A 24,372-nucleotide genomic window follows, 5' to 3' on the forward strand; every position below is an offset into this window, starting at 1 on the left:
GATGAGCGCATGATCGAACGCGACTGAACAGCTAAAGGCTGTCTTATGCGTTTCGGTTTCCTGATATTTGACGGCGTCGAAGAACTGGACCTGCTCGGCCCATGGGAACTCGTCGGCGTGTGGAGCGAACGTTTCGGCGGCCCGGGCGAACGCCTGCTCGTAGCTGCCCAACCCGGCGCGGCTCGCTGCGCCAAGGGCCTGACCCTGACACCCGACGTCTGTTTCGACGATTGCCCGGCGCTCGACGTATTGCTCGTGCCCGGTGGACGCGGCACGCGCCAGGTTGTCGACGACGCCGACACGATCGCCTTCATCGGCCGTTGTGCCGGCCAATGCGAGGCGCTGTTGTCGGTGTGTACCGGCGCATTTCTACTGCATCGCGCTGGCTTGCTGACCGGTCAACCCGCCACCACCCACTGGGCATCGCTCGATCGCTTGCACGCGCTAGGCGATGTCGATGTGCGAGAAACACGCTATACGCATAGCGGCAGAATCTGGACTTCGGCCGGCGTTTCCGCCGGCATGGACATGGTCCTTGCGTATATTGCGGACACCGCAGGCGAACAAACAGCCGGCGAAGTGCAACGCTGGGCTGAATACTATCCGGACGACCGACGCTACGGCGATGCGCATCGCGCCAACGAATTGCCGGCCTATATAAAGGATTTCAAAGACGAGGAATAAATCGCGCGGTGTGCAGCCACGATTCTCCCGCAAGCCGTCATCAAACATATCTTGTGGTCGTAGAGCGATACATCTGCGGCTAACATCGCGAGCCAGACTCCCTGTGTTGTCGGGGCGCGCTGCCGTCAGAGGACCACTCTTCCGACGTAATCGCGTAGCGCTCGTGGTCGCGCCATTCGCCGTCGATCTTCAGATAGCGCGGCGAATAGCCTTCCAATCGGAAACCCAGTGACGTGACCAGGCCGATAGAGCGCTCGTTTGCGGGTTGGATGTTGGCCTCCAGTCGATGCAGCGCGTCGACGGCAAAACTACGCGACACCACGGCGGCCAAGGCCTTTTTTCATGAGCCCCCTGCCCTGGTGCGGGCTGAATGCGTAGTAGCCGAGGTAGGCGGATTGCAGCGCGCCGCGGACGATTTCGTTCAGGTTGATACAGCCCACCAGCGTGCCGGCCTGCGTCATGGCCAGATAGCTTTGGTGCGTATCGGCTGAATATCGATGTAGATACGCGGCGTATTTCTCGGGCGTATCGGGCGGCGAAACCCAGCGATTCAGGCCAGGCTGGCTGCGCCGGACAGCAGCCAGGAACGCCGCCAGGTGTTCTGCGCCCGGTTGAAAGACTTCGATATCCATTTGGTTACTTCTCTCGGGCAAGCAGGAGAAGTCACTCGCACAGCAGTGCGAACCCCAAGCCGAAATACACCCGCGCAGTTGATTCAGAACGGGCGAGCCTGTAACCGTCGACTAACGCGTAACCCGCGAGGCCTTCTCGGCGTCCTCTTCCTTGGGCGGGAACAGGTCCTGACTGGTGATCTTGAGCCGCAGGGCGAGCGCACTGGCGACGAAGATCGAGGAATAGGTACCGATGAAGATACCGATCAACAACGCGGTCGCGAAGCCGTGAATGACTTCGCCGCCCAGGAAGAACAGCGCCAGCAGTGTGAGGATCGTGGTGCCCGAAGTCATCAACGTACGCGACAACGTCTGGTTGATCGAAGCATTAACCACCTCGACAGGCGTTGCCTTGCGCATGCGCCGGAAATTCTCGCGAATACGATCGAACACCACGATCGTGTCGTTGAGCGAGTAACCGATCACAGCGAGCAGCGCAGCGAGCACGGTCAGGTCGAAATCCAGATGGAACAGCGAGAACACACCCAGCGTGATCAGCACGTCGTGCACGAGCGCGGCGACCGCGCCGGCGGCCAGCTTCCAGTGAAAGCGCACGATCACGTAGATCAGAATCGCGATCACGGTATAGAGCAGTGCCAGACCGCCCTTGTTGATCAACTCGTCACCGACCTGTGGGCCGACGAATTCCACGCGCCGCAGTTCGGCCGCACTGTTGTCGGCGTGTAGGGACTGCATTACCTGGGTGCTGACTTCGGAACTCTCCGCGCCCTCTTCGCTGGCCAGCCGAATCATCACGGCATCGGACGAGCCGAAATGCTGGACCGTCGCGCCCGGGTACCCCCCTTCGTCAAGCGCGCCGCGGACTTCGTCGAGCGCGACCGCGTCCGGATAGCCGACCTCGACCACCACGCCGCCGGTGAAATCCACGCCGAACGATAGCTTCTCCATCGAAAACGATACGAACGACATCAGAATCAGCAACGCCGAAAAAATGATGGCGTACTTGCCGTAGCTGATGAAGTCGATCGAGGTGTTGGATTTGATCAGGCGCATTCGAGACTCGACATAAGGGCAAAACGCAGACGTGGGTAACGCATGCTAGATCGACAGTTTCTGTAGCCGGCGCTTGCGACCGTAGACGAGGTTGGCGATCGCACGGGTGCCGACGATGGCCGTGAACATCGAGGTGATGATGCCCAGCGACAGCGTCACGGCAAAGCCCTTGATCGGACCGGTACCGAAACCGAACAGCACGATCGCTGCAATCAGCGTCGTCACGTTGGCATCGGCGATCGACGAAAACGCCTTGTCGTAGCCCGACTTGATGGCCGACTGCGGCGTATTCCCGGCACCCAGCTCCTCGCGTATTCGCTCGAAGATGAGCACATTGGCGTCGACCGCCATACCCACCGTGAGCACGATACCGGCAATGCCGGGCAGCGTAAGCGTTGCCTGCAGCAATGAAAGCAGCGCGACGATGAGCACGAGATTCATCAACAGCGCCGCGTTGGCGAACAGACCGAAACCTCGGTAATAGATCGCCATGAACGCGATCACCAGCACGAAGCCAACGATAACGGCCAGACGCCCCTGGGCGATATTATCCGCCCCCAGGCTCGGGCCGATGGTTCGTTCTTCGACGATGTTGACCGGCGCAGCCAGGGCACCCGCACGTAGCAACAGCGCCAGATCGTGCGCCTCGCCACGTTCCAGACCGGTGGTCTGAAAACGCTTGCCGAAGGCGCTACGAATATTCGCCACGCTGATAACTTCTTCGACCTTCTTGCGCTCGCGGATCTCTTCGCCGTTCTCGTAGCGCGTATCGATACGGTTTTCGATGAACAACACCGCCATCGGATCACCGACGTGGGCCGACGTCGTATCGAACATCTTGCTGGCGGCCTGGCCATCCAGCGTAACGAATACGGCCGGGCTACCGGACTGCTGATCGAAACCCGAGGAGGCATCGACAAGCTGATCGCCCGAGGCGATGACATCCTGTTCCAGCAGAATCGGGCGGCCATCGCGGGTTTTATACAACTCGGTACCGGCCGGGACGTTGCCGCTCCGCTCGGCCGCCTGCGCATCCTGGCCTTGGGCGACCAGTCGATATTCCAGCGTCGCCGTTTTACCGAGCAGACGCTTGGCTTCGGCGGTGTCCTGTACACCCGGAAGCTCGACGACGATACGCGACTCGCCCTGGCGCTGAACCAGCGGTTCCGCCACGCCCAACTCGTTCACACGATTGCGTAGCGTGGTGAGGTTTTGCTGGAGCGCGAAGTCGGTGATTCGCTGCTGCTCGGTCTCGGTCAGCGTCGCGACCAGCGTGTTGTCGGCGTCGGGCGCTTCGTTGAAGCGCAATACGTCGAACTCGCCACCCAGCGCATCCTGGGCTTCGTTCAGGCCCTGGGCGTTCGGGAACTGCAACCGTACCGAGTCGCCTTCACGTGATGCACGGCTGTAGCGAATGGATTCGTCGCGCAAGAACCGCGGGATATCGCGGGCATAGCGATCATAGGTCTCGTTGAAGACCGTTTCCATATCCACTTCGAGCAGGAAATGCACGCCACCGCGCAGATCCAGCCCCAGGGCCATGGGCTCCGCGCCTACTGCACGCAACCAGTCCGGCGTGCTCGGCGCCAGGTTGAGCGCCACGGTGTAGTCGTTGCCCAACTGGCGCTTGAGCACACCCGCCGCACGCAGCTGCGCTTCAGTGCTCTTGTAAAGCGCGAGCAGACGGCCTTCTTCGAGCGTGATGTCTTCGGGCGCCGCATCGGCGTCGGTCAGCGTGCTGCGTACGCGTTGGACCAGCGCCTGGGTTGCGGCATCACCGCCGGCGTTGGAAACCTGAACCGCCGGCTGCTCACCGTATAGGTTGGGCAGCGCATACAGCACGCCGGCTGCCAGCACGAACAGCAGCAGCAGATATTTCCATAGTGGATAGCGATTCATAGGGCCCCGATCGACGGTCTACAGTGGCACCGGCCGCGCCTCGTCACGCGCCGGTGCAGCCGCGAAGATTACGCTTACAGCGAGTCCAGCGTGCCCTTGGGCACCACACTGGCCACCGCATTCTTCTGAATACGGATCTCGACGCCTTCGGACACTTCCACAACGATGAAGTTTTCGCCCACCTGGCGAATCTTGCCGGCCACGCCGCCGGAGGTGACCACTTCGACGCCCTTGTCCAGGCTTTCGAGCAGCTTCTTGTGTTCCTTCTGACGCTTCATCTGCGGCCGGATGATCATGAAATACATGAACACGAAGAACAGACCGACCATGATCAGCGTCGGCATGATGCCGCCTGCCTGGCCGCCCGCCTGCGCATAGGCCGGCGAAATCAGAAAATCCATAATTTACCTCGATTGAAAACTGGGGCTGGCACGCGTGCGCGCCCGACCAAGCGGCGTAGTATGCCACAGCATTCGGGCACTTCCGGGCACACGCGCCCGAAGCCGGCAAGGCTACACGCCATAGCCGAAATACGCGGCCTGCGCCGTGCCGGCGCCTTCCGGGCCGCTGAAGAACTCGCGCATGAATTCGCTGTAGCGATCCGTCTCGATCGCTTCGCGTATACGCTGCATGAGCCGCTGGTAGTAAAACAGGTTGTGCCAGGTGTTCAGCCGTGCAGCCAGAATCTCGCCGCAGCGATACAAATGATGCAGATAGGCGCGGCTGTAGTTCCGACAGGTCGGACAGCCGCAGTTCGCATCCAGCGGCCCGGTATCGTGCTTGTGCACCGCGTTCTTGATCTTGACCACGCCCTCGGAGGTGAACAGATAGCCGTTGCGGGCGTTACGCGTGGGCATCACACAATCGAACATATCGATACCGAACGACACCGCGGCCACCAGATCCGAGGGCGTGCCCACACCCATGAGATAGCGCGGATAATCGGCGGGCGTGACCGGCAACACGCCTTCGAGCACGGCGGCCTTGTCGGCCCAGGCCTCGCCCACCGATACGCCGCCAATGGCATAGCCGTCGAAACCGATATCCACGAGCGCGGCCATCGATTCCGCGCGCAGATCGGCAAAGACACTGCCCTGGTTGATGCCGAACAGCAGGTTCTGGCTGTCGCCGTGGGCGGTACGACAGCGCTCGGCCCAGCGCATGGATAGCTGCATCGAGGCGGCTGCGTCCTGCTTGGGCACCGGATAATCGGTGCATTCGTCCAGGCACATGACGATGTCGGAGTTCAGCGCATGCTGGACCTCGATCGAACGCTCCGGCGAAAGATACTGGCGCGAACCGTCGAGCGGCGAGCGAAACGCCACACCGTCTTCGGTGAGTTTGCGCATCTCGGCCAGACTCCACACCTGAAAGCCGCCCGAATCGGTGAGAATCGGCTTGTGCCAATGCATGAAGTCATGCAGGCCACCATGCTGACCGATAATCTCGGTTCCCGGGCGCAACATCAGATGATAGGTGTTGCCGAGCACGATCTGTGCGCCCAGGCTTTCCAGTTCCTCGGGCGTCATGCCCTTGACCGTGCCGTAGGTACCGACCGGCATGAAGGTGGGCGTATCGACGACACCGTGCGGCAGAGTCAGGCGCGCGCGGCGCGCGTCGCCCGAGTTACTGATATGTTCGAGATGCATGGCCGCGCAGTTTAGACACGCCGGCGCACCGCGTCGACGGGCAGGATCATGGTAATCGTGAAATTGAGTCCGTACCCGCGCTGGCCCTACACTGGCCGCTTTCGCCGCGCGCTCAGGGATAAGATGCTCATCGTTCGTCAATCGGCCCGACGCCGGCCGCGAGCCGGCGTGGTGTTCGCAACCACGCTGGCTATGTCTATATTGTGCTTGGCCGTGCCGGCCAGCGCGGCATCCTATCTCGACTCGTTGCGCACGCTATCGCGCAATGCCAACGTCAGCGCCATGGTCATTCGTCTCGATGACATGTCGATCATCGACGAGATCAATCCCGATCAGCGACTGACGCCGGCCTCCGTCAGCAAGCTGTATGCCGCGGGTGCGGCACTCGAGCAGTTCGGCCCCGCGCATCGCTTCACCAGCCGATTCACCACCAGCGGCAGCGTGTCGGGCAATACCCTCAACGGTAATCTCGTATTCGTCGGCGGGGGCGACCCCGCGCTCGATAATGCCCGCCTGTGGACCTTGATTAACGGTCTGCGTGAACGCGGCGTTTCGCGCATAAACGGCGATCTGGTCGTCGACGATGGTCTGTTCGGCAACGTCCCATGCCTGACCAAGGATCGCTGCAACGCGCAGCGCGTGGCGTCGCATGCCTATAGTGCACCGCTGTCGTCCGCTGGCGTAAACTTCGCCACCATCCAGACCAACGTCTACGCGGGCGAGCGCGCCGGCGACCCGGCCCGTGTCGAACTGCTGCCGCGCGGCCTATCCGGCTATCTCGTGGCCAACGATGTCAGTACCGGGCTGCCCAGCACCCGCCCGAGCCTGAGCGTGTGGCGCACCTACGACAACGGCCAGTCCACACTCCACCTGCGCGGTTCGCTTCCGATGGGCACCGGGCCCTACAAGATCCATCGCGCCGTAACCGGCCCGGCCGAAGATACGGCGCGCGTGCTGGCCGCGATGCTAGACGATATGGGTATCGCGGTAACCGGCAGCGTGCGCGTACAGGGCAACATCGGCGGCGGTAACACGCTGGCACGCGTGGAAAGCGATACGCTGGCCGAACAGCTGATCCCGCTCATGGCGTATTCGAACAACTACATGGCGGATACGCTCACGCTCGATCTCGCTGCCGACAGCGGCTATAACCGGCCACTCACCCTGCCGCTGGCCTCGCAGGCGCTGGAAGCGCTCGCCGATCGCGCCCTGCGCGAGAACTTTCCCATGCAGGCGATCGCCGGCAACGGCGCGGTGCTCGACAGCGGCAGCGGTCTAGCCGTGAGCAACAAGCTATCGGCGCGCGATCTGGTCGCGCTGTTGTCGTATATGTACCGGCAGCCTTCTTTGTTTCCGGCCTTCTACGGCAGCATTCCCGTGCCCCTGTCCGCGCCTTCGCGCACGCTCAAACAGGGCAATTTCGACTGGCTCACCCGCATCAATGGCAAGACGGGCACGCTCAGCGAACCGGTCACGGTGCGCGCGCTGGCCGGGTATTTCCGGCTTCAGAACGGCGGCTACGGCGCGTTCGCATTCGTGATTAACGGCACGTCGTCGCGGCCGTCGCTGAGTTATCGCCAGACCGTGACCGCCTATCAGACCGATATGGAGTCGATTCTCGCCGATTATTGAGCGGTTTCGAGCCGCTATGCATTGGTCAGATGCGGCGACAGCGGTATACTGCGCGCCGATCACCTGCCCGGGTGGCGGAACTGGTAGACGCGCCGGATTCAAAATCCGGTTCTGGCAACAGAGTGCGAGTTCGATTCTCGCCCCGGGCACCATCATCGCTTCCGAGCGGTTCCCAAGAGAGCCACGAATCAGCCCGCAACCATTGGCCTAGCGGGCTTTTTTGTGCCTATACCGTCCAACAGCGTCTATTGCCATCCGGGGGTACGTGGGGGTACTTTCGGGGGTACTTGCCCAGCGGGCGCCACGAAGTACCCCCAACGCCATGCCCCTTACTGCCGTCCAAGCCAAGCAGGCCAAGCCTAGAGCCAAACAGTACAAGATCGCGGACGGCGGCGGCCTGTACTTGCTGGTGAAGCCTAACGGCGGCAAATACTGGCGAATGAAATACCGCGTTCACGGCAAGGAAAAGACCTTAGCCTTTGGCACCCTCGCGGATGTAACGCTCGCCGACGCACGCACCCGACGGGAGCAAGCCCGCAAGCAGCTAGGCGCCGGTCAAGACCCGATGGAAGTAAAACGGCTGCGAGACGAAGCCGCTAAAGCTAACGCGGCTAACTCCTTTAAAGCCGTGGCGCTGGAATGGCACGAACACAAGCGGCCTCGCTGGAGTGAGAAGCACGCCGCCAAGGTGCTGCGCTCACTAGACGCCGATGTATTCCCGCATATCGGCAAACGCCCCGTCGCCGAAATCACCGCGCCCGAACTGCTGCGCGTGATACGTCGCATAGAAAAGCGCGACGCCCTGGACTATTCGCACCGCGTGCTACAACGCATTGGCATGGTGTTCCGGTACGCCATCGTCACCAGCAAGGCAACGTATAACCCCAGCGCCGATCTGGTCGGCGCGCTCAAGACGCGCAAGACCAAGAACCACGCTGCCCTGTCACGCGACGACCTGCCCGCTTTTCTGCGAAGCCTCGACAGCTACGACGGCCACCTGCTGACACGCTACGGCTTGCAGCTAATCGCCCTCACCTTTCTACGCACCGCCGAGCTACGCACCGCCGAATGGCACGAGATCGACTTCGACCGGGCCGAATGGCGCGTGCCTGCCGAACGCATGAAGATGGGCAGCGAACATATCGTGCCGCTATCCACGCAGGCCATCGACGTGCTGAACGCCCTCCAACCGATCACCGGGTATTACCGCTATATCTTCACCGGACGGAACAGCACGACCCGGCCAATGAGCGAAAACACGCTGCTCTACGCCCTCTACCGCATGGGCTACAAGCGACAGGCGACCGTCCACGGCTTCCGGGCGACGGCTTCAACAATTCTCAATGAGAGCGGCTTCCATCGAGACGCCATCGAGCGGCAGCTAGCGCACGCTGAAAAAGACAAAGTACGCGCCGCTTACCACCGATCCGAATATTTGGAGGAACGCCGAACGATGATGCAGTGGTGGGCCGACTATCTAAGCGGGTTGAAGCCGAGGAGCAGCGCTGTGTCGATGAAGGGTTAACTCATGTGCAGTATTGAGCGTTCAATAAAAGCGGATTCGTTACCCGTGCCCGATGTTCCCGAAGAATACGCGCTCGAAGTTCGAGACCGAATAATCGAGGATCGACAAGCGACAGAAGATATCGACCGGATCGGCGCGGTGGGCAGTAGGATGCGCCACGAATACGAGATAGCGGCTCGTTTATTTTTTGATCAACGAATGCGGAATTTTTGGACACAAGCCCGAAAAAAGGGGCCGACAGATAGGTACCTAGAATATCTCGATGAACAAGAGAAGGCCGAAGAAGAAAATTACGGGAAGCCGCTCCGCTCCAGGCAACTACTGCACGAGAAACCCCTTGAGGTCGCGCTCAAGAACTTGGCTATATACATCCAAGTCTTAACTTATCCGCTACCTCGACATCTCAACGGTGATACGAAAACGCGAAAACGTGAACTCGATCGAGTTATCGGCAGCCTTCGTAACGCGTCGCAGGCACTGCGTGGGTCGCCGTATTACGACGTGCCTGTCTTAGGCTACGTCCGCACGCCCCACCTTCGGCACTACGTAAGTCGCGAAATTGAGAACTACAGAGACCAATTCATAGAGGTCTTTAATCCGTCTTTAGCGCTTAAAATAAATCAAATCGATAACGCGATACCCGTACCAGTCAATCCGACGGACGAAGCGATGGACGATTGGTTGGACAAGCGATACGCGGCATCAGATAGCTTGATTGCACTCGAAGGAGGAACACTCGACGAAGACGATATAAATACGCTTTTCGAACAGATCACAGACTCTATAACCGGCAACTTCAATAAGAACGCAGATCGAGCTTTCAAACTCCGAAAACTTGGCGACGACGAAGCCCCGGAATCGCTTTCAGAGTTTCTAGACAATATAAGCGACAAGCTGAACTCGGTATCAGAAAGCATCCAGATAGACCCAGACAACCCAAGACCAAACGAGAAGAATGCCAGTTTAAGAGCTTTCTGCCGCAGACTTGATTCGTTTCTACGTGAGGCGTTTCAGGTTAGCTCTCCTACGCAGGTAGCGATATGTGCAAACGTGGTACTCGGTGCGACGGTAGACGCGGATAAAGTAAAGAGCTGGCGAATCGATAGTTAAAGGGGTTGCTTCGGACAAAAGCCTTCCCAAAACCCACCTGTAACCGTTTAGAGCATGATTCCAATATAAGCGTACGCCATCCTCACAGACCCAAGGACGTACGCTATGCCAAAGCCTTCTCTGCTACGACTCCCAACTGTAAAAGCCCGTACCGGGCAATCGCGTAGTGCAATCTATGCCGCTATCCAACGCGGCGAGTTTCCCAAGCCCGTACCCATAGGCGCGCGGGCAGTCGCTTGGGTCGAATCCGAGATAGACGAGTACATCGAGCGCCAGATTCAGCGCCGGGGTGCGGCATGAACGCCCCAGCCTGGAAGCTCGAACTGCTCGCGCTCGCCTACCGTTACACCGAAACCGGAGTGCAGTACGACCTGGCCGCCATGAATGACGCAGAGCAATACGCCGCGTTGTCTTGGCTGCGCCGATATGCGGAGGGCCGGGCATGAAATCGCTACGCCAGCCCATCGACGCCAAGTGTAAGGACTGCATTTACGACCCGGGCAGCGGCCTGGGTACGTGGCGCGAACAGATTGCCCAATGCGCCGCGTTCGCCTGCCCCCTATGGCCTGTCCGCACCGGGCCGGAGTCCGGGCCATACCAACGCCCCGCCATCGACGCCGAACTGCGCCAAGCCGCCGACAAGCGGCGACGAGCGCGCCTGCCCGGCAATAGCGGCATGGAGGGCACACCATGAAACGGCGACAAGATAGCCCCGGCTACGTCAATAGCCGAGGCCGCGAGGCAAGCCCGCTTTACTGCACCGCGATTCAATCGCAACCGGGCCGGAATGTCTACAAATGCCAACATCGCGGACGGGCGCAGCCATGAGCGGCGGCGATACCAGCACGCTCGATCTGGCAGCGGCAGCAACGTTCTTGAAGCGTCTAGCGCCCGATGGAAAGCTGACGTTTCAGACCTTTGACGACACGCGCGCTAAGCGGCGGCATCTTAACCGTGTACTCCACGGCTCGCTGGATCGTCATGCTTGCGAACTGACACGCTTGAACGCGGCGGGCGCAGGTGTGTTCGTCATGGTCAACCGAGGCGATCTAAAGGCCCGTACCACCAAGAGCGTAACGCAGGTTCGGGCGCTGTTTCTCGACCTGGACGGCGCCCCACTAGAGCCTGTCCGAAGCGCGGCCGTTGCGCCACATCTTGTAACGGAAACAAGTCCGGGGCGGTTCCATGCCTATTGGTGCGTAGATACCCTAGCGCTCGGCCAATTCAAGGCGATGCAGCAAGCCCTGGCTGAAGCCTTCGGCGGCGATCCGAAGGTGTGCGACCTGCCCCGCGTCATGCGCCTGCCCGGCTTCTACCATCGAAAGCGTAGCGCCTTCATGGTGAGATTGATCGAGTGTACCGGCGGCCCGCCACGCAGCGGCCACGAACTGCTTGAACAGCTAGGCGCAGATACCCCTACCATTCGCCCGGATTACCAGCACGGCCACGGCACGCCGCCATCACGGCAGTTTGCCAAGCTCGACTACGTGCATCTGGAGCACGAGAACTATCTGCGCCTAAGCCCGCTAGCACGCACGCTGCTGCTCGAACTGGTCAAGCAGTACAACGGCTTCAATAACGGCGATCTGACGCTTGCGCCCGCTACGCTCAAGCAGCGCGGCCTGGAACTCGGCAAGCGCACGATCTGGCGGGCACGCGATGAGCTGCTGGCTTGCGGCTGGGTCGTCTACACCCGAACACGCCCCCGGCAGTGTTATCTGCTCGCTCTAACGTTCAAGCCTATAGACGCCTGCAACGGCAAGCACGATGCAGTGCCTACCAGCATCGCGCCCGATCTATGGAAGCAGCCACCGGATGAAAGCAGGTGCAGTCTCGACACCAGCCTGGTGCGCTCACATCACCAGCACCGGCAATCCGACCGCCACGATGAAGCAGCGTAAGAGCGTAACTGATTGATTCACGGTCGCGGGATCGGCGCTCGCTGGTGCTTTCCATGTACCCCTATATACATCTGCCAGTCCTAGGGTGCTGGTGTGTGTGATTGGAGGGGTTAAGGCCGACGATCGAACGCAATGAGCCGAGGCGATAACAGACGATGAGCCAGATTAAACACGCAGTACGCACGCGCCCGTACTATCTAGCCCGACAGACCGCGCTAGATGCCCGCATCGAACGAACGCGAACGTTAACAAAAGCTAACAGGGTTGCTTGTGGGGCGAAGCGTCGGAGCGACGGCGAGCCTTGCGAGGCACCGAGCGTACCGGGCAAACGGCGTTGCAAATGGCATGGCGGATGCTCGACCGGGCCACGGACTCCCGAAGGCAAGGCGCGAGTGGCGGAAAACCTAAACCACAGGCGATAGGAAAATCGCTGATATATCTTGATTCTTAATCAAAAAATGAAGCTGACTGGTAGCCAGATTGCCGCCCGATCACGCAAAAAGTATCCAGCTTTAGCATCTAGCAATTGGTCGAGCGATCTACGTAGCAAACCGCCGAACTTTAGAGGCCGCCCCCAGCTAGTCCTATGCTTCATAGCCGCCCGGGCCGGAGTTTTTCCCGCCCATAACGCGCGCGCACGGGCGCGAATGACTTTGGCGCTACGAGTCTATTTTCGTCTACTTTAGTAAAAATTATCGTCGCGGCCACGGTCGATCATCGCCGCCGTGCAACCGAGGCCAACGGCAGCGCAGCAACGATTTTTGGGGGTACTTTTGGGGGTACTTTGTCGCCATATATCGCGATAAACGCTTTTATTACATATATATATGACTTGAATATGGTAGCCGCCCCGGCACCATTCGTGATCTGGCCGCGGGCAAGACGCACCACGGCGCGGCAGGCTTCTATCGATGCCTCGACGCCGCAGGCCGCGACGTGATCGCGAAGGCCGACAGTCCGCTCGCGGCTGGCTATTGCGCGGACTGGGCACGAATCTGCTCACCCCCAAGGTGGGCTTGTTCTACGTCAGCTTTCTGCCGCAGTTCATTCCGGCCAACGTCAACGTCATCGCGTTCAGCACGCTATTGGCCGCGATTCATGCCGGACTCACTCTGCCCTGGTTCGTTCTGCTCATATCGGCCACCCGGCCGTTTGCCGGTGCACTCGGCCGCCCGGCAGTCACACGCACGCTCGATGGCATAACCGGCACGGTGCTCATCGGCTTCGGTCTGCGCCTCGCGCTCTTACCCCACGCACGCTAACAGCGTGCTTAAACCGCGAGGTCCGCGGCAGCACGATTCGGCGTTCTGTCGTCATCGGCTCGCGGGAACAAGGCCACACCGACCGTAATCGGGCCCAACCGGCCAACAAACATCATGGCGATGACGATCCACTTGCCTGCCACGCTCAACTCGGCGGTCGCGCCAAGGCTCAGGCCGACGGTGCCTATTGCCGAGGCCGATTCGAACATCAGCATCGCAAAATCCTGATCCTCGACCAGCATGAGCGCGGCCATGCCCACGACCAACGTACCGATATAAAACCCCGTCGCGGCCATGGCCATATGAATACGCCGCGAACTGATCGTCTGGCCCAGCAGACGGACCGTTTCACGCCCGGCCAGCGCGCCGCGCACTGCACCGTAGAAGATCGCTACCGTTGTCGACTTGATGCCGCCCCCGGTACCCGAGGGTGATGCACCCATCACCATCGCGACCAGCAGCAATAGAATCGATGCCGAGCCGAGGTTCGCGATCGGCACCGTGTCGAAGCCGACGGTGGTCATGGCGGTCATGACTTGAAAGAACGCAGCGAGCAGCCGCTCCGGCCAGGCCATCTGGGCCAGATGCGCATCGGTGAGCGCGATCGACACGGTGCCGATCACGGCAAGCCAGAAAGTCACTCGAAGAATGATGCGCGACGTCAGCGAGGGCGCACGCCGACGGGCGACCCAGCGCCACCAGTCACTCATGACGATAAAGCCAATGGCACCGAGATAACTCAACGCCGCAACCACGAGCACGATGCCGGCATTCGCACGGTACGCTTCGAGACTGGTATCGAACAGGCTGAAACCCGCGGTACAGAATGCCGACACGGAATGAAAAACGCCGTTCCAGAGCGCATCCGGCGTGCCGGCACGCGCGAAAAATAGCGTCAGCAACAGGGCCCCGACGAACTCGATGGCCAGCGTGAATACAATCACTGCGCGAATGAAAGCCGCGATATTCATATCGCGCGGCAGCACAAAGGCGCTGCGCGTAACGCCGCGGTGTACGGCATTGAGGCGATGCCGTAATGCGAGCATCACGAACGAGCCCAGCGTCATGTAGCCGATCCCGCCGAGCTGAATCAGGCCGAGAATAATCAGTTCGCCGAAGAAACTATAGCTGCCCGACGGGCTGATCGAGACCAGGCCCGTGGTCGAAACCGCCGAGGTCGCGGTGAACAAATGATCGAGCCATGCCAGCCCGGCGCGCTCGTGCGCAAACGGCAGGCACAGCAATGCAAAGCCACAGGCAACATAGAACGCGTAGCCCCATAGGACCAGCGTAACCGGGCGTCGGCGGCGAACAATGCCGGAAAGCCGTAACCGCCAGAGCTTCAAGAAAAAAAGCGACCGAAGTGAGCGAACGCCGATAATTGATCACAAACGATGAATGCGCGCTAGTCGCCCGTGTTCGCGCCGCCCCTAATGCAGATAGAGCATGTAATACACGCCAAAGCCGGCCGCCACGAGCGCCAGCACAATCCAGAAATACTTGTTCGAGATGAAGGCGAAGATAAACATCACGGTCACTACCGCGAAGCCCGCCATCAACAGGCCTGACCACCCGCCGCCTTGAATGACATCGATCCAACTTCTGATTGCGTCCATTGATCCCCCGATGAACTACGGCCCCGATACGGCCGGTTGCGCCTCGCCAATCTTATACAATGACGCCCCCGGCGCCGATAGCGCCGATCGTTTTCGTACCGCAAGGCCTACGCCGATGCATATCAACGATCAACTACTCGCCGATTGCCATGTGCTGGGCGCCCTAGAGCACGCAAGCGTTCTACTTCACCGCAACGCCGCGGTCGGCTGGTTCATCCTGGTGGTGGATACGCCCGCGGTCGACTGGCACCAGCTCGACGACGCAGAGCATGCTCGCGTGAGCGCTCAGATCCGTGCGCTCTCGCGCTTCGTCGCAAACGAATTCGAAGCCGATAAGCTCAACGTCGCAACGCTGGGCAATCAGGTCGCACAAATGCATATACATATCATCGCCCGACACAAAAACGATGCCTGCTGGCCGCGACCGGTCTGGGGCAATCTCGAAGAATCGAACAACTATAGTCCGACAATGATCGCTGCACTGCGTGATCGTCTTGTCGCCGACCTCGGACTGGTCGCCGGCGGTATGGCATGAGCGAATCGAGCATCGAAACGCTGGAGATGCGTATCGCCTATCAGGACGCAACCATCGAACAGCTCAGCGACCTGGTCTATGCACAAAGCCGCGACATCGATCGGCTCAACGAACGCTATACGCAACTGCAATCGCGTATCGAATCTTTGTCCGAAGGCGGCGACGTCCAGGAACTGGACGAAACGCCGCCGCACTATTAGAACCGGTTGCTCATTTGCCGGGCAGCGCTGCGATCCACGGCAAGGCGATCGCAGGCGCCGATCGCGCCCGCGTGACTAGAACTGAATACGACCGCCGCCGCCCTGCTGGCCACCGCCGCCATAACCGCCCTGGCCCGGCACCTGGATCTGCTGGCTTTGCTGGCGCTGCATTTCCTTGAGTTCCTCGATCGCGCGTTCGGCCGCGGCATTGACCGCATCCGGGAACTGATCGATCGCGCCGGAGAGCGTGTCGGCTTCGAGCTCGAACGACAGGGGCAGATTGCCGGCGGGCGTCATCAAGCTGGCGGAGCCTTCGTAGCGGGTTTCGCGCGAACTATCGTCTTCGCCTTCCTTGGTCACGGGAATCAGCCGGCGGATACTGCCCACCTTCAGATCCGTAAACGACTCCTCGCGATAGAGGCTGTCGGCATCGACCTTGATTTCGGGCATTTCGTTTTCGGCCATGACGGTTTCCTTGAACGTCAAAAACAATGACCGCAAGGATAACAGCGTGCAGCCGCGAGGCTAAGCGCCTCGCCTGTACGCAGTGCTACTTGAGCGCTTCGGCGTTCTGGAACGCCGAGTTGATACGCGCCTGTAGCTCTTGCTTGAACGCTGCACGCAACTGTTCACGGGCACGGGTCACGTCGGGACCTTGAACCAGTGTTTGTTGCAAGCCGTTGTAGATAGAAAAGGTCTGAACGCCACCATCGCCTTCGTTGGCCGTACGCAGCAGTTCGGTTGACGCGGCGACCGCCGCGGTCACGCCGGTTTCGTCTTCCTGCTGGTGCACGATATACATGATGCGCAACACACGTACGCCCGTCGGCAGCTCCTGCCCGGCCATGCGAATCGTGGCCTGGCGCGCGCCGGACAACGCCTCGCGTGCGAGCGATGTCACCAGTTCCTCGGTCAGCATGGAGTAACGCGCATCCGCGACCGGCACGATATCCAGATAGACCGGCCGCTGCGGACGTTCACGGACTGGCTCGGCTGCTGTGCCTCCCTGCTGCGTCTGCGCGAACGCGCTCGGGGCAAGCAGGCAAGCCAACAGCGCTAGCCAGACAGCGCCTCGCGGAAAAAGAAGAAACCGAGCATTCATGGTGTTGATCTCACTATCGATAACGCGAAACGACGTCAGCCCGTATTGCGCATGCCGGCAGCGATCGCGTTGATCGAGCGCAACACCGGATCCAGCCATACACGATCGCCGCCTTCACGATAGCGCGTGAGCGCGGTGATCTGAATATGGTTGAGCGGATCGAGATACGGCCGACGCCGATCCAGCGAGCGTTTGAGCACGGCATCGTCGTCAAGCAGCGCGGTCTCTCCGGTAATCGCGAGTATACGCTCGACGGCGCGCTCGTACTCGGCCTTGATGGATTCGAAAATCGCGTTCTGTGCCGGTGCAAGCTCGGCATACGTTGCCGCGATGCGCAGGTCTGCCTTGGCCAGCGACATCTGCACGCTGTCGATAATGGTGCGGAAATACGGCCAGTCGCGATAGAGCGCTACCAGCTCGTCGTTGTCGATACCGGCGTCGTTGAGCGCCGTGCCCACGCCGAGCCAGCCGGGCAAGGTATGGCGCGACTGTGCCCAGGCGAAAACCCAGGAAATCGCCCGAATCGAGGACTTGCCGCGTACCGCCTTGCGATGGCCGGGCCGCGAACCGATATTCAGCGCGCCAATTTCGGCCGTGGGCGTGGCCGCATAGAAATAATCGAAAAAGCCGTCGGTGTCTTCGGTCAGACGCCGATAGAACGCCTCGCCGGTATCCGATAGTGCGCTGGCGATACGGGAATGATCGGTATCGTCGGTGGCAAAACCGCTGGCCTTGAGCGTGCCGGTGATACCGAGCGTGAGCTCGTGCACGGCGGTTTCCGGATTGCTGTACTTGGCGAAGATCATTTCGCCCTGCTCGGTGAACTTGATCCGCGAACGCACCGTGCCCGGCGGCTGCGACACGATCGCCTGATGGGTCGGCCCGCCACCACGGCCGACGGTGCCGCCACGACCATGAAACAGCAGACTGTCGACCTCGTGCTTATCGCACACCGCGACCGCCAGCTGCTGGGCTTTATACAGCTGCCAGCGCGAGGCCATGATGCCGCCGTCCTTGCAGGAATCCGAATAGCCGAGCATGACTTCCTGTCGGCGCGTGCCGTCGCCCTGGGCTTCGAGGAATGCGCGATAGGCCGGCTGACCCAGCAGGCCGTCGAGCACCGGTTCGATATGCTCGAGATCGGCCACGGTTTCGAACAACGGCGCGATCGCCAGCGGCGGCGTAACCGCCCCCGGCTCATAGACGCCGGTTGCACGCATCAGCCATAGCAGCGCGAGCATGTCCGAAACGTTGTGCGTCATCGAAATCACGTAACTGCCAAAGGCATCAACACCCAGTGTGCGGGTGAATTCGCGTACCACCGCAAGGCTGTCGAGCGTATCGCCCACGTCACCGGACACATCCACCCGTGCCACGTCGGGCACCTCGTCGCGCGCGAGCTGCGCGGCCAGTATCTCGGTACGTGCGGCGTCGTCGAGCGATTCGTAGTCTTCGCAGATGTCGAGCGCGGCAAACAGCTCGTGAATGCACCGGGTATGACGGGTGGATTCTTCGCGCAGATCCAGCCGCGCGAGATGAAAACCGAATGTCTGTACCAGACGCTGCAGATCTTTGATTTCATCCTCGGCGATCGCCTCATCGCCGTGCCCGGCCAGCGATTCGCGCATGATCCGGATTTCGTCGACCAGTTCGGCGGCGCTGTTATAGGCGACCGGGCTGCGTTCGCTGCGCTCGGCGCGCAGGCGCAACTCGGTCTGCAGCTGATCGACCATCGCGGAGATGCGCTGGCGCATGAGATAGAGCTTGCGCCGATAGGGTTCGGCCGCAAAGCGTTCGGCGCGTACGCCGGTATGCGCGGCAATCCGTTGTTCGTCGTCGGCCAGTGACTGCCAGAACGCATCGCTGGGATTGCACCAACGTGCCGAAAACGACAGCCGGCTGGCCAGATGATCGATCCGCCGCAAATATTCGGAAAGCACCTCGCGCGCCTGCATGCGCAATGCATAACGGGTCTCGCGCGCGGTGACGTACGGGTTGCCGTCGCGATCGCCGCCAATCCAGGAGCCGAAATCCAGCACGGTCGGCGGCTCCACGCGTTCGCCGTAGGCATTGGACAAGGCGCGTTCGAGGTTGCGATAGATCACCGGCACGCTGGAAAACAGCGATGCACGGAAGTAATAGAGGCCGTTGCGGATCTCGTCCGCGACGGTCGGGCGCGAGCCACGCAGTTCTTCGGTTTTCCAGAGCACTTGAATGTTCTGGCGAATGTGTTCCTCGATCTCGGCGTGGCGGCGCTCATCGGGCGTATCGAAGGCCAGTTCGCGAAACCACTCGAACAGACGCCGCAATGCGTCGAGCACCGCACGCGGTTTGGCTTCAGTGGGGTGCGCGGTAAACACCGGCATGAATGACAGCCGCTCAAGCCGCGCAAGCGCCTGCTCCAGACTCACCCCCTCGTCGGCCAGATCGGTAAAACTGCGATTGAACGAACCGATCCACTGCGGGTTGCCATTGGCCGCCAGCGCGCGTCGGGTGCGATGCGCATGCAGTTCTTCGAGCAGGTTGGCGAGATTGAAATAGATCGCGAAGGCCCGGGTGACCTCGGTCATCGTCTCGGCCGGCAGACCGGCAACCAGCGCCTGCAGCTCGGCACGCTTTTGCGCGTCGTCTTGTTCGCGTAGCGCGATATAGCCGCGCCTCAGGATTTCCACGGTATCGAAGACGCCCTCGCGCGCCTGCGAGCGCAATACGTCGCCCAGCAATGTACCGGCTGCGCGGACTTGCGCGCGCAGCGCTTCATCGTGGGCAGCGACGTCGGTCGTGCTCATCGCCGGGTGTTTTTCATTGATCGACGGATTCATGTCTCAGCCGTTTGCATGGTTCGTGCCGACTCGCAGAATAGCAGCGCACGGATCGCCACTCGTTGTCTGCTAATCTTGCGCGATGCCGAAACCCATGACGTACTGCCCCAACTGCGGCGCGCCGACCGAGTTCAAGATCCCGGCAGGCGATGACCGCAAGCGCAATATCTGCACCGCCACCGGCGAGATCTTTTACGACAACCCGCGCAACGTGGTGGGCTGTATTGTCGAGCATGAAGACAAGATCCTCATGTGCCGGCGTGCGATCGAGCCGCGGCTGGGTTTCTGGACGTTGCCGGCCGGTTTTCTGGAGCTGGGCGAAACGATCTATCAGGGTGCGGCGCGCGAAACCCGCGAAGAAGCCCAGGCCGAAGTCCGCGACGCCGAGCTGTTCGCGATGATCGACGTGACCCATATCGGGCAGGTGCATATCTTCTATCGTGCAAAACTGGCCGGCAGCCACTACGGCGCAGGTCAGGAAAGCCAGATTGCCCTCCTGCAAAGCGAAGACGAGATCGAATGGTCGCAGCTGGCCTTTCCGACCATTCATCGGGCGCTGAGCCATTATTTCGCCGACCGCGCGCGCGGGCGCTTCGAGCTGCATACCGACGATCTTGGCGCCGACGACTGGCGACAGATGAATCTCGATCGCGTCGCCAGAACGGCCGACGAGCAATCCTAACAACCAAGGTGCGCCTGACCCAGATCAAGGCGTGACGCGGTGTTGCGGGGTTCAATAGACGTGCGGGTTGCATTCTCCATAGCGCGCATTCGCAGTGCGTATGGAATGACGTCGACGCGCGGGCTCGCGGACGGCGACTCGCGCGCGTCGGACAGCTGATAAACTGTCGCCTATCTAAGGTTTTTGTTACGAGGCTCGACCACGATGACGTTCGTTGTCACCGAGAACTGCATCAAGTGCAAGTACACCGACTGCGTGGAAGTCTGCCCGGTCGATTGTTTCCACGAAGGCCCGAACTTCCTGGCCATCGACCCGGAAGAGTGCATCGACTGCACGCTTTGTGAGCCCGAGTGCCCGGTCGAGGCGATTCTGTCGGAAGACGATCTGCCTGCAGACCAGGCGCACTTCCTGGAGCTCAACGCAGAACTGTCCGCCAAGTGGCCGGTGATCACCGAGATCAAGGACGCGCCGGCCGATGCCGACGAATGGGCCGACAAGCCGGACAAGCTCAAACTACTCGAGCGCTAGGACGCGGGTTGCGCTGACGCGCCCTGCGTTTCGATGAGATCGATATAGGCACCTTCGACGAGGGCTGAATCGTCGATGCCGAGCTCTCGCATGAGCTGTTCGGCTTCGTCGTGGCCGGTTCCAATCGGCTCGTCGGCCAGTACCACTTCCAGTTCCATGTAGTCGCCCAGGCCGGCGACATGGTCGAGGTGGATGCGCGTGCGCCTGGCCATGAACAATGTCCGGGTTTTGATCACCTCGCCGCGCAGTCCGTTGGCCATTTCTAGCAAACGTCTCATGGCATCCGGATCAGCCACCGCATTGCGCTCGTATTCACAGGCTTTCGGTCCGCTCGCATCCGGACGGCGATAGAAGATCAGCTCACCCTCGCCGTTGCCGAAACGACGCAGCTTGAGCCGGCCGTTCGCGCAATGGAAAAAAATATCGTGCTGCTCGATCAGCCACGGGCCGTCATCGGCGAGTTCGGCAACGCGCGTTCTCAGCGCTTGCGCATCGGCTACCGCTGCCTTGATTTCGATATTGCGTGCCATCAGCCGCGCGGATGATGTTCGGCGTGGAGTGCGGTCAGACGTGCACGCGCAACGTGGGTATAAATCTGCGTAGTCGACAGGTCGGCATGCCCCAGCAGCATCTGTACGGCTCTCAAATCGGCGCCGTGATTGAGCAGGTGAGTCGCAAACGCATGGCGCAGCGCATGCGGCGATACGTCGTTGCGAATGCCTGCCTGCTCGGCATAACCGCGAATCCGATGCCAGACGTTCTGGCGCGTCATGCCGCCACCGCGCCCGGTGACGAACAGCGCATCGCTTTGTTTCGCCCCGAGCAGGATGCCGCGCGCTTCGCGCATGTACTGTTCCAGCCATTCGACCGCGGCCAGACCCAGCGGAACCAGGCGTTCGCGCCCGCCCTTGCCGGTCACGCGAATCACGCCCTGGCGTGTGTTGACCTGGGCACGGGTCGCACCGACCAGCTCGGATACACGTAAACCGGCGGCATACATGAGTTCGAGCATGGCGCGATCGCGCAGGCCGATGTCGCTATCGGTATCGGGTGCGTTGAGTAGCGCTTCGACATCGGCCTCGGTCAGCGTTTTCGGCAGGCGCCGGCCCTGGGTCGGCATTTCGATCAGCGCAGTCGGGTCTTCGTCGATGGCGTTGGCGCGCAGCTGATAGCGATAGAACTGGCGCAGACTCGACAGCAGACGCGCCGCGCTGCGCGGGCTCGAACCGGGGGTGTTGCGCGCGGCAAGATAGGCCTGAAGATCCGCCCGTTTGGCCTGTATGAGCGCGACGCGCCGGTCCAGCCATTTGGCGAAATGGGCGAGATCGTTACGATAGGCGCCGAGCGTGGCATCGGATAGCCCGCGCTCGGCCCAGAGTCCGTCAATGAAGGATTCGATCACCCGCGCGGTGTCGTCATCCAGAGCGTCGATAGCGGCCATGGCGAGCAGCGTATAATAAACGGGTTTTAAAGCACGAGAGTTTGCATGGCCGATTCCGCCCAGAGCGCCGCGGGCCCCCGCGCACGCTACGACGCCGATCTCGAGCGCGACGATTTCGTGCGCGATCCCGCCCAGGAAAAAGCGGTCGACGCGCTACAGTCGATCCACGAGGCTCTGCTCGATAACCCCACCAGCAAGTCGCTGTTCGGCAAGAGCAAGCGGGAACCGGTCAAGGGTCTCTATCTCTGGGGCGGCGTGGGCCGCGGCAAGACTTATCTGATGGATTGTTTCTTCGAGAATCTGCCGTTCGAGGAAAAATCGCGGCTGCATTTTCATCGCTTCATGCAAAAGGTGCACGAGGCACGCAAGAAATATGCGAACAAGTCTGATCCGCTCAAGCTCATCGCCAAGGAATGGGCCAGCGATCGCGTGCTGTGTTTCGACGAGTTCTTCGTTTCCGACGTGGCCGATGCGATGATCCTGGCCCGACTCACCGAAGAGCTGTTCGAACGCGGCGTCACGCTTGTCACGACATCCAACGTGGACCCGGACGATCTCTACAAGGACGGTCTGCAGCGCGAACGTTTCAAGCCGGCGATCGAGCGTATCAAGCAATACTGCACGGTGATGCATCTCGACGACGGCACCGACTATCGTCTGGATCGCATCGACGAAGCGGCTACCTACCAAACGCCAACCGGCGAAGAGGCCGATGCGGTACTCGCCAGCCATTTCGAGCGCATGGCCACCGGACGCGATGTCGAAGGCGGCAACGTCAAGATTCTGGACCGCAAGATTCCGGTACGCCGACGTGCCGATAGTGCCGTGTGGTTCGAGTTCGAGGATCTGTGCCGCGGCAATCGCTCGGCCAACGACTATATCGAGATGGCACGCGAATACTCGACCATCATGGTGTCGAACGTGCCGGTGTTCGACGATAACGAAAACAACGCCGCGCGGCGCTTCATCAATGCCGTGGATGAATTCTACGATCGCCGCGTGAACCTGTTCTGTACCGCCGAAGCCGAGCCGGACGATCTCTACCAGGGCACACGCCTGGGGTTCGAGTTCGAGCGCACCGCCAGCCGTCTGCACGAGATGAGTTCGAGCGAGTATCTGGGCGAGCCGCACCGCACATAGCGGTCGGCCTGCTGCACCCGGCTGGCCATGCTCAGCCGGGTTCGCGTCGCGCCATCATCGAGGTGGACACAAAACTCATCACCACCACACCGTCCTGATTGCGAGTTTCGATCTCGAACTGCACCAGCCCCATTTCGGGCCGTGATTCAGATAGCCGTTTGCTCGCTACGGTAACGAGCGCGGTGAGTTGATCGTCCGGATAGACCGGCTTGCGCCAGCGCAGGTTCTCGAAACCCGGTGAGCCAAGACTGGCCAACGGTTCGTCGCGGCCGGTCATCATGAGCCGCATGGTCAACGCGGCCGTATGCCAACCGGAAGCGGCCAGCCGCCCGAAATAGGTATCCGCCGCGCCCTCATCACTTAGATGAAACGGCTGCGGATCGTAGCGCTTGGCGAAGGCGATCATTTCTTCGGCGCTGGCGCTGGTCGGGCCCAGTTCGACGGTGTCGCCCACCGTCAGATCTTCGTAGTGAATCATGCTGAGCCTCGCGCGGCGTCGCGTCGGGCGAACAAGCCGTTCGAAGCGATATCACAGACAACTTCGTCGTGCTGATTGAGCACCTCGAAGCGGTTTTTGACCAGGCCCATTTCCGGCCGACTTTCCAGCACACGCTTGCCCAAGGCTTCCTGGCGCAGCGATAACGTATCGCCCGCGTACACGGGCTTGAGCCAACGCACCGCATCCACGCCCGGCGAACCGAGCGATGCCGCGTCAAGCAACAGATGATCGACAAGCAGCCGCATGAAGATCGCACAGGTCAGAAGCCCCGGCGCAGTGAGCGCGCCGTAGGGACTGTCCTTCGCCGCTTCCGGGTCGGTATGAAATGGCAGCGGGTCGTAGGCCTCGGCGAACTCGATGATCTCGGCCTCGGTCACCGCATAGGCGCCGTAGCGTTCGACCTCACCGACCTCGAAATCCTCCCAGTAGCGCATGCGCAGTCTCTTGTTGAGTTCATGCG

Annotated in this window: 30 protein-coding genes and 1 tRNA gene; 16 read left to right on the top strand and 15 right to left on the bottom strand. The window is 60.9% G+C overall.

Features of this window, described 5'->3' with window-relative positions; all coding sequences use genetic code 11:
• Window positions 1–45 precede the first annotated feature (45 nt).
• Complete coding sequence (locus SSPSH_RS00240) at window positions 46–684, top strand: DJ-1/PfpI family protein (RefSeq protein ID WP_006913373.1); 639 nt, start codon at window positions 46–48, stop codon at window positions 682–684.
• A 79-nt stretch (window positions 685–763) separates the two neighbouring features.
• Here SSPSH_RS00240 and SSPSH_RS00245 read toward each other — a convergent pair whose 3' ends face one another.
• From SSPSH_RS00245 to tgt, 6 genes are all read right to left on the bottom strand, one after another.
• Window positions 764–1,006: a GNAT family protein gene (locus SSPSH_RS00245; RefSeq protein ID WP_006913372.1), complete on the bottom strand. Its 243-nt coding sequence runs from the start codon at window positions 1,004–1,006 to the stop codon at window positions 764–766.
• Window positions 993–1,316 carry a GNAT family N-acetyltransferase gene (locus tag SSPSH_RS00250; RefSeq protein ID WP_006913371.1) on the bottom strand — a complete coding sequence of 108 codons (324 nt, stop codon included), beginning with the start codon at window positions 1,314–1,316 and terminating at the stop codon, window positions 993–995. The genes SSPSH_RS00245 and SSPSH_RS00250 overlap by 14 nt, the downstream gene beginning before the upstream one ends.
• A gap of 111 nt (window positions 1,317–1,427) precedes the next feature.
• On the bottom strand, window positions 1,428–2,369 hold the full coding sequence (gene secF, locus SSPSH_RS00255) for a protein translocase subunit SecF (RefSeq protein ID WP_006913370.1): 942 nt from the start codon (window positions 2,367–2,369) through the stop codon (window positions 1,428–1,430).
• Between the two features lie 45 nt (window positions 2,370–2,414).
• Window positions 2,415–4,268, bottom strand: coding sequence for a protein translocase subunit SecD (gene secD, locus SSPSH_RS00260; RefSeq protein WP_006913369.1), 1,854 nt, complete (start codon window positions 4,266–4,268; stop codon window positions 2,415–2,417).
• A gap of 74 nt (window positions 4,269–4,342) precedes the next feature.
• A complete protein-coding gene (yajC, locus tag SSPSH_RS00265; RefSeq protein WP_006913368.1) occupies window positions 4,343–4,669 on the bottom strand; it encodes a preprotein translocase subunit YajC in 327 nt (108 codons plus the stop codon).
• Window positions 4,670–4,780: 111 nt separating this feature from the next.
• A complete protein-coding gene (gene tgt, locus SSPSH_RS00270) occupies window positions 4,781–5,917 on the bottom strand; it encodes a tRNA guanosine(34) transglycosylase Tgt (RefSeq protein ID WP_006913367.1) in 1,137 nt (378 codons plus the stop codon).
• Window positions 5,918–6,109: 192 nt separating this feature from the next.
• Here tgt and dacB point away from each other — a divergent pair, with 192 nt between their 5' ends.
• The 10 genes from dacB to SSPSH_RS00315 all read left to right on the top strand — a co-directional run bounded on the left by dacB (window position 6,110) and on the right by SSPSH_RS00315 (window position 13,347).
• Window positions 6,110–7,549, top strand: coding sequence for a D-alanyl-D-alanine carboxypeptidase/D-alanyl-D-alanine endopeptidase (gene dacB / locus SSPSH_RS00275; protein ID WP_161627788.1), 1,440 nt, complete (start codon window positions 6,110–6,112; stop codon window positions 7,547–7,549).
• 65 nt (window positions 7,550–7,614) lie between these two features.
• Window positions 7,615–7,701 (top strand) — tRNA-Leu (locus SSPSH_RS00280).
• A 170-nt stretch (window positions 7,702–7,871) separates the two neighbouring features.
• Window positions 7,872–9,074: a tyrosine-type recombinase/integrase gene (locus tag SSPSH_RS00285; protein WP_006913365.1), complete on the top strand. Its 1,203-nt coding sequence runs from the start codon at window positions 7,872–7,874 to the stop codon at window positions 9,072–9,074.
• Window positions 9,075–9,077: 3 nt separating this feature from the next.
• Complete coding sequence (locus SSPSH_RS00290) at window positions 9,078–10,184, top strand: hypothetical protein (protein WP_021031235.1); 1,107 nt, start codon at window positions 9,078–9,080, stop codon at window positions 10,182–10,184.
• 105 nt (window positions 10,185–10,289) lie between these two features.
• Window positions 10,290–10,484: a helix-turn-helix transcriptional regulator gene (locus SSPSH_RS18240; protein WP_006913363.1), complete on the top strand. Its 195-nt coding sequence runs from the start codon at window positions 10,290–10,292 to the stop codon at window positions 10,482–10,484.
• Window positions 10,481–10,630: a hypothetical protein gene (locus tag SSPSH_RS18825; RefSeq protein WP_006913362.1), complete on the top strand. Its 150-nt coding sequence runs from the start codon at window positions 10,481–10,483 to the stop codon at window positions 10,628–10,630. Before SSPSH_RS18240 ends, SSPSH_RS18825 begins: the two co-directional genes overlap by 4 nt.
• Complete coding sequence (locus SSPSH_RS19050; RefSeq protein WP_006913361.1) at window positions 10,627–10,878, top strand: hypothetical protein; 252 nt, start codon at window positions 10,627–10,629, stop codon at window positions 10,876–10,878. The genes SSPSH_RS18825 and SSPSH_RS19050 overlap by 4 nt, the downstream gene beginning before the upstream one ends.
• A 130-nt stretch (window positions 10,879–11,008) precedes the next feature.
• Complete coding sequence (locus tag SSPSH_RS17595) at window positions 11,009–12,085, top strand: DNA-primase RepB domain-containing protein (protein WP_006913360.1); 1,077 nt, start codon at window positions 11,009–11,011, stop codon at window positions 12,083–12,085.
• A 155-nt stretch (window positions 12,086–12,240) separates the two neighbouring features.
• Window positions 12,241–12,507: an HGGxSTG domain-containing protein gene (locus SSPSH_RS19795; protein WP_420852591.1), complete on the top strand. Its 267-nt coding sequence runs from the start codon at window positions 12,241–12,243 to the stop codon at window positions 12,505–12,507.
• A gap of 489 nt (window positions 12,508–12,996) precedes the next feature.
• Window positions 12,997–13,347 carry a LysE family translocator gene (locus SSPSH_RS00315; protein ID WP_021031236.1) on the top strand — a complete coding sequence of 117 codons (351 nt, stop codon included), beginning with the start codon at window positions 12,997–12,999 and terminating at the stop codon, window positions 13,345–13,347.
• A gap of 8 nt (window positions 13,348–13,355) precedes the next feature.
• On the opposite strand, the gene SSPSH_RS00320 is transcribed toward SSPSH_RS00315, so the two are convergent.
• Together SSPSH_RS00320 and SSPSH_RS18900 are read right to left on the bottom strand one after the other, a co-directional pair.
• Complete coding sequence (locus SSPSH_RS00320) at window positions 13,356–14,693, bottom strand: TrkH family potassium uptake protein (protein ID WP_006913358.1); 1,338 nt, start codon at window positions 14,691–14,693, stop codon at window positions 13,356–13,358.
• 84 nt (window positions 14,694–14,777) lie between these two features.
• Window positions 14,778–14,963: a hypothetical protein gene (locus tag SSPSH_RS18900; RefSeq protein ID WP_021031237.1), complete on the bottom strand. Its 186-nt coding sequence runs from the start codon at window positions 14,961–14,963 to the stop codon at window positions 14,778–14,780.
• A gap of 115 nt (window positions 14,964–15,078) precedes the next feature.
• Here SSPSH_RS18900 and SSPSH_RS00325 point away from each other — a divergent pair, with 115 nt between their 5' ends.
• Window positions 15,079–15,498, top strand: coding sequence for an HIT domain-containing protein (locus SSPSH_RS00325; protein WP_021031238.1), 420 nt, complete (start codon window positions 15,079–15,081; stop codon window positions 15,496–15,498).
• A complete protein-coding gene (locus tag SSPSH_RS00330; RefSeq protein ID WP_006913355.1) occupies window positions 15,495–15,698 on the top strand; it encodes a SlyX family protein in 204 nt (67 codons plus the stop codon). The genes SSPSH_RS00325 and SSPSH_RS00330 overlap by 4 nt, the downstream gene beginning before the upstream one ends.
• Before the next feature lie 75 nt (window positions 15,699–15,773).
• On the opposite strand, the gene SSPSH_RS00335 is transcribed toward SSPSH_RS00330, so the two are convergent.
• The 3 genes from SSPSH_RS00335 to ppc all read right to left on the bottom strand — a co-directional run bounded on the left by SSPSH_RS00335 (window position 15,774) and on the right by ppc (window position 19,622).
• Window positions 15,774–16,163, bottom strand: coding sequence for a hypothetical protein (locus SSPSH_RS00335; RefSeq protein ID WP_006913354.1), 390 nt, complete (start codon window positions 16,161–16,163; stop codon window positions 15,774–15,776).
• Window positions 16,164–16,248: 85 nt separating this feature from the next.
• Window positions 16,249–16,899, bottom strand: a complete 651-nt coding sequence (locus SSPSH_RS00340) for a hypothetical protein (protein WP_006913353.1) — start codon at window positions 16,897–16,899, stop codon at window positions 16,249–16,251.
• Window positions 16,836–19,622 (bottom strand): phosphoenolpyruvate carboxylase, encoded by a 2,787-nt coding sequence (ppc, locus tag SSPSH_RS00345; protein WP_006913352.1) that lies wholly within the window; start codon window positions 19,620–19,622, stop codon window positions 16,836–16,838. Before ppc ends, SSPSH_RS00340 begins: the two co-directional genes overlap by 64 nt.
• Window positions 19,623–19,716: 94 nt before the next feature.
• On the opposite strand from ppc, the gene SSPSH_RS00350 reads away from it, so the two are divergent.
• Together SSPSH_RS00350 and fdxA are read left to right on the top strand one after the other, a co-directional pair.
• Window positions 19,717–20,304: an NUDIX hydrolase gene (locus SSPSH_RS00350; protein WP_006913351.1), complete on the top strand. Its 588-nt coding sequence runs from the start codon at window positions 19,717–19,719 to the stop codon at window positions 20,302–20,304.
• Between the two features lie 204 nt (window positions 20,305–20,508).
• Window positions 20,509–20,832: a ferredoxin FdxA gene (fdxA, locus tag SSPSH_RS00355; protein WP_006913350.1), complete on the top strand. Its 324-nt coding sequence runs from the start codon at window positions 20,509–20,511 to the stop codon at window positions 20,830–20,832.
• Here fdxA and SSPSH_RS00360 read toward each other — a convergent pair.
• Both SSPSH_RS00360 and xerD read right to left on the bottom strand, forming a co-directional pair.
• Window positions 20,829–21,362, bottom strand: a complete 534-nt coding sequence (locus SSPSH_RS00360) for a class IV adenylate cyclase (protein WP_006913349.1) — start codon at window positions 21,360–21,362, stop codon at window positions 20,829–20,831. The genes fdxA and SSPSH_RS00360 overlap by 4 nt on opposite strands.
• Entirely contained in the window at window positions 21,362–22,273 is a 912-nt protein-coding gene (gene xerD, locus SSPSH_RS00365; RefSeq protein WP_006913348.1) for a site-specific tyrosine recombinase XerD, read from the bottom strand. Before xerD ends, SSPSH_RS00360 begins: the two co-directional genes overlap by 1 nt.
• Window positions 22,274–22,318: 45 nt before the next feature.
• Between xerD and zapE the strand changes: the two genes are divergently transcribed.
• On the top strand, window positions 22,319–23,413 hold the full coding sequence (gene zapE, locus SSPSH_RS00370) for a cell division protein ZapE (RefSeq protein WP_006913347.1): 1,095 nt from the start codon (window positions 22,319–22,321) through the stop codon (window positions 23,411–23,413).
• Between the two features lie 31 nt (window positions 23,414–23,444).
• On the opposite strand, the gene SSPSH_RS00375 is transcribed toward zapE, so the two are convergent.
• A complete protein-coding gene (locus tag SSPSH_RS00375) occupies window positions 23,445–23,891 on the bottom strand; it encodes a MaoC family dehydratase (protein WP_006913346.1) in 447 nt (148 codons plus the stop codon).
• Window positions 23,888–24,346, bottom strand: a complete 459-nt coding sequence (locus SSPSH_RS00380) for a MaoC family dehydratase (protein WP_006913345.1) — start codon at window positions 24,344–24,346, stop codon at window positions 23,888–23,890. The genes SSPSH_RS00375 and SSPSH_RS00380 overlap by 4 nt, the downstream gene beginning before the upstream one ends.
• Between the last annotated feature and the right edge of the window lie 26 nt (window positions 24,347–24,372).

The organism is Salinisphaera shabanensis E1L3A (genome assembly GCF_000215955.2).
Classification (GTDB): Bacteria; Pseudomonadota; Gammaproteobacteria; order Nevskiales; family Salinisphaeraceae; genus Salinisphaera; species Salinisphaera shabanensis.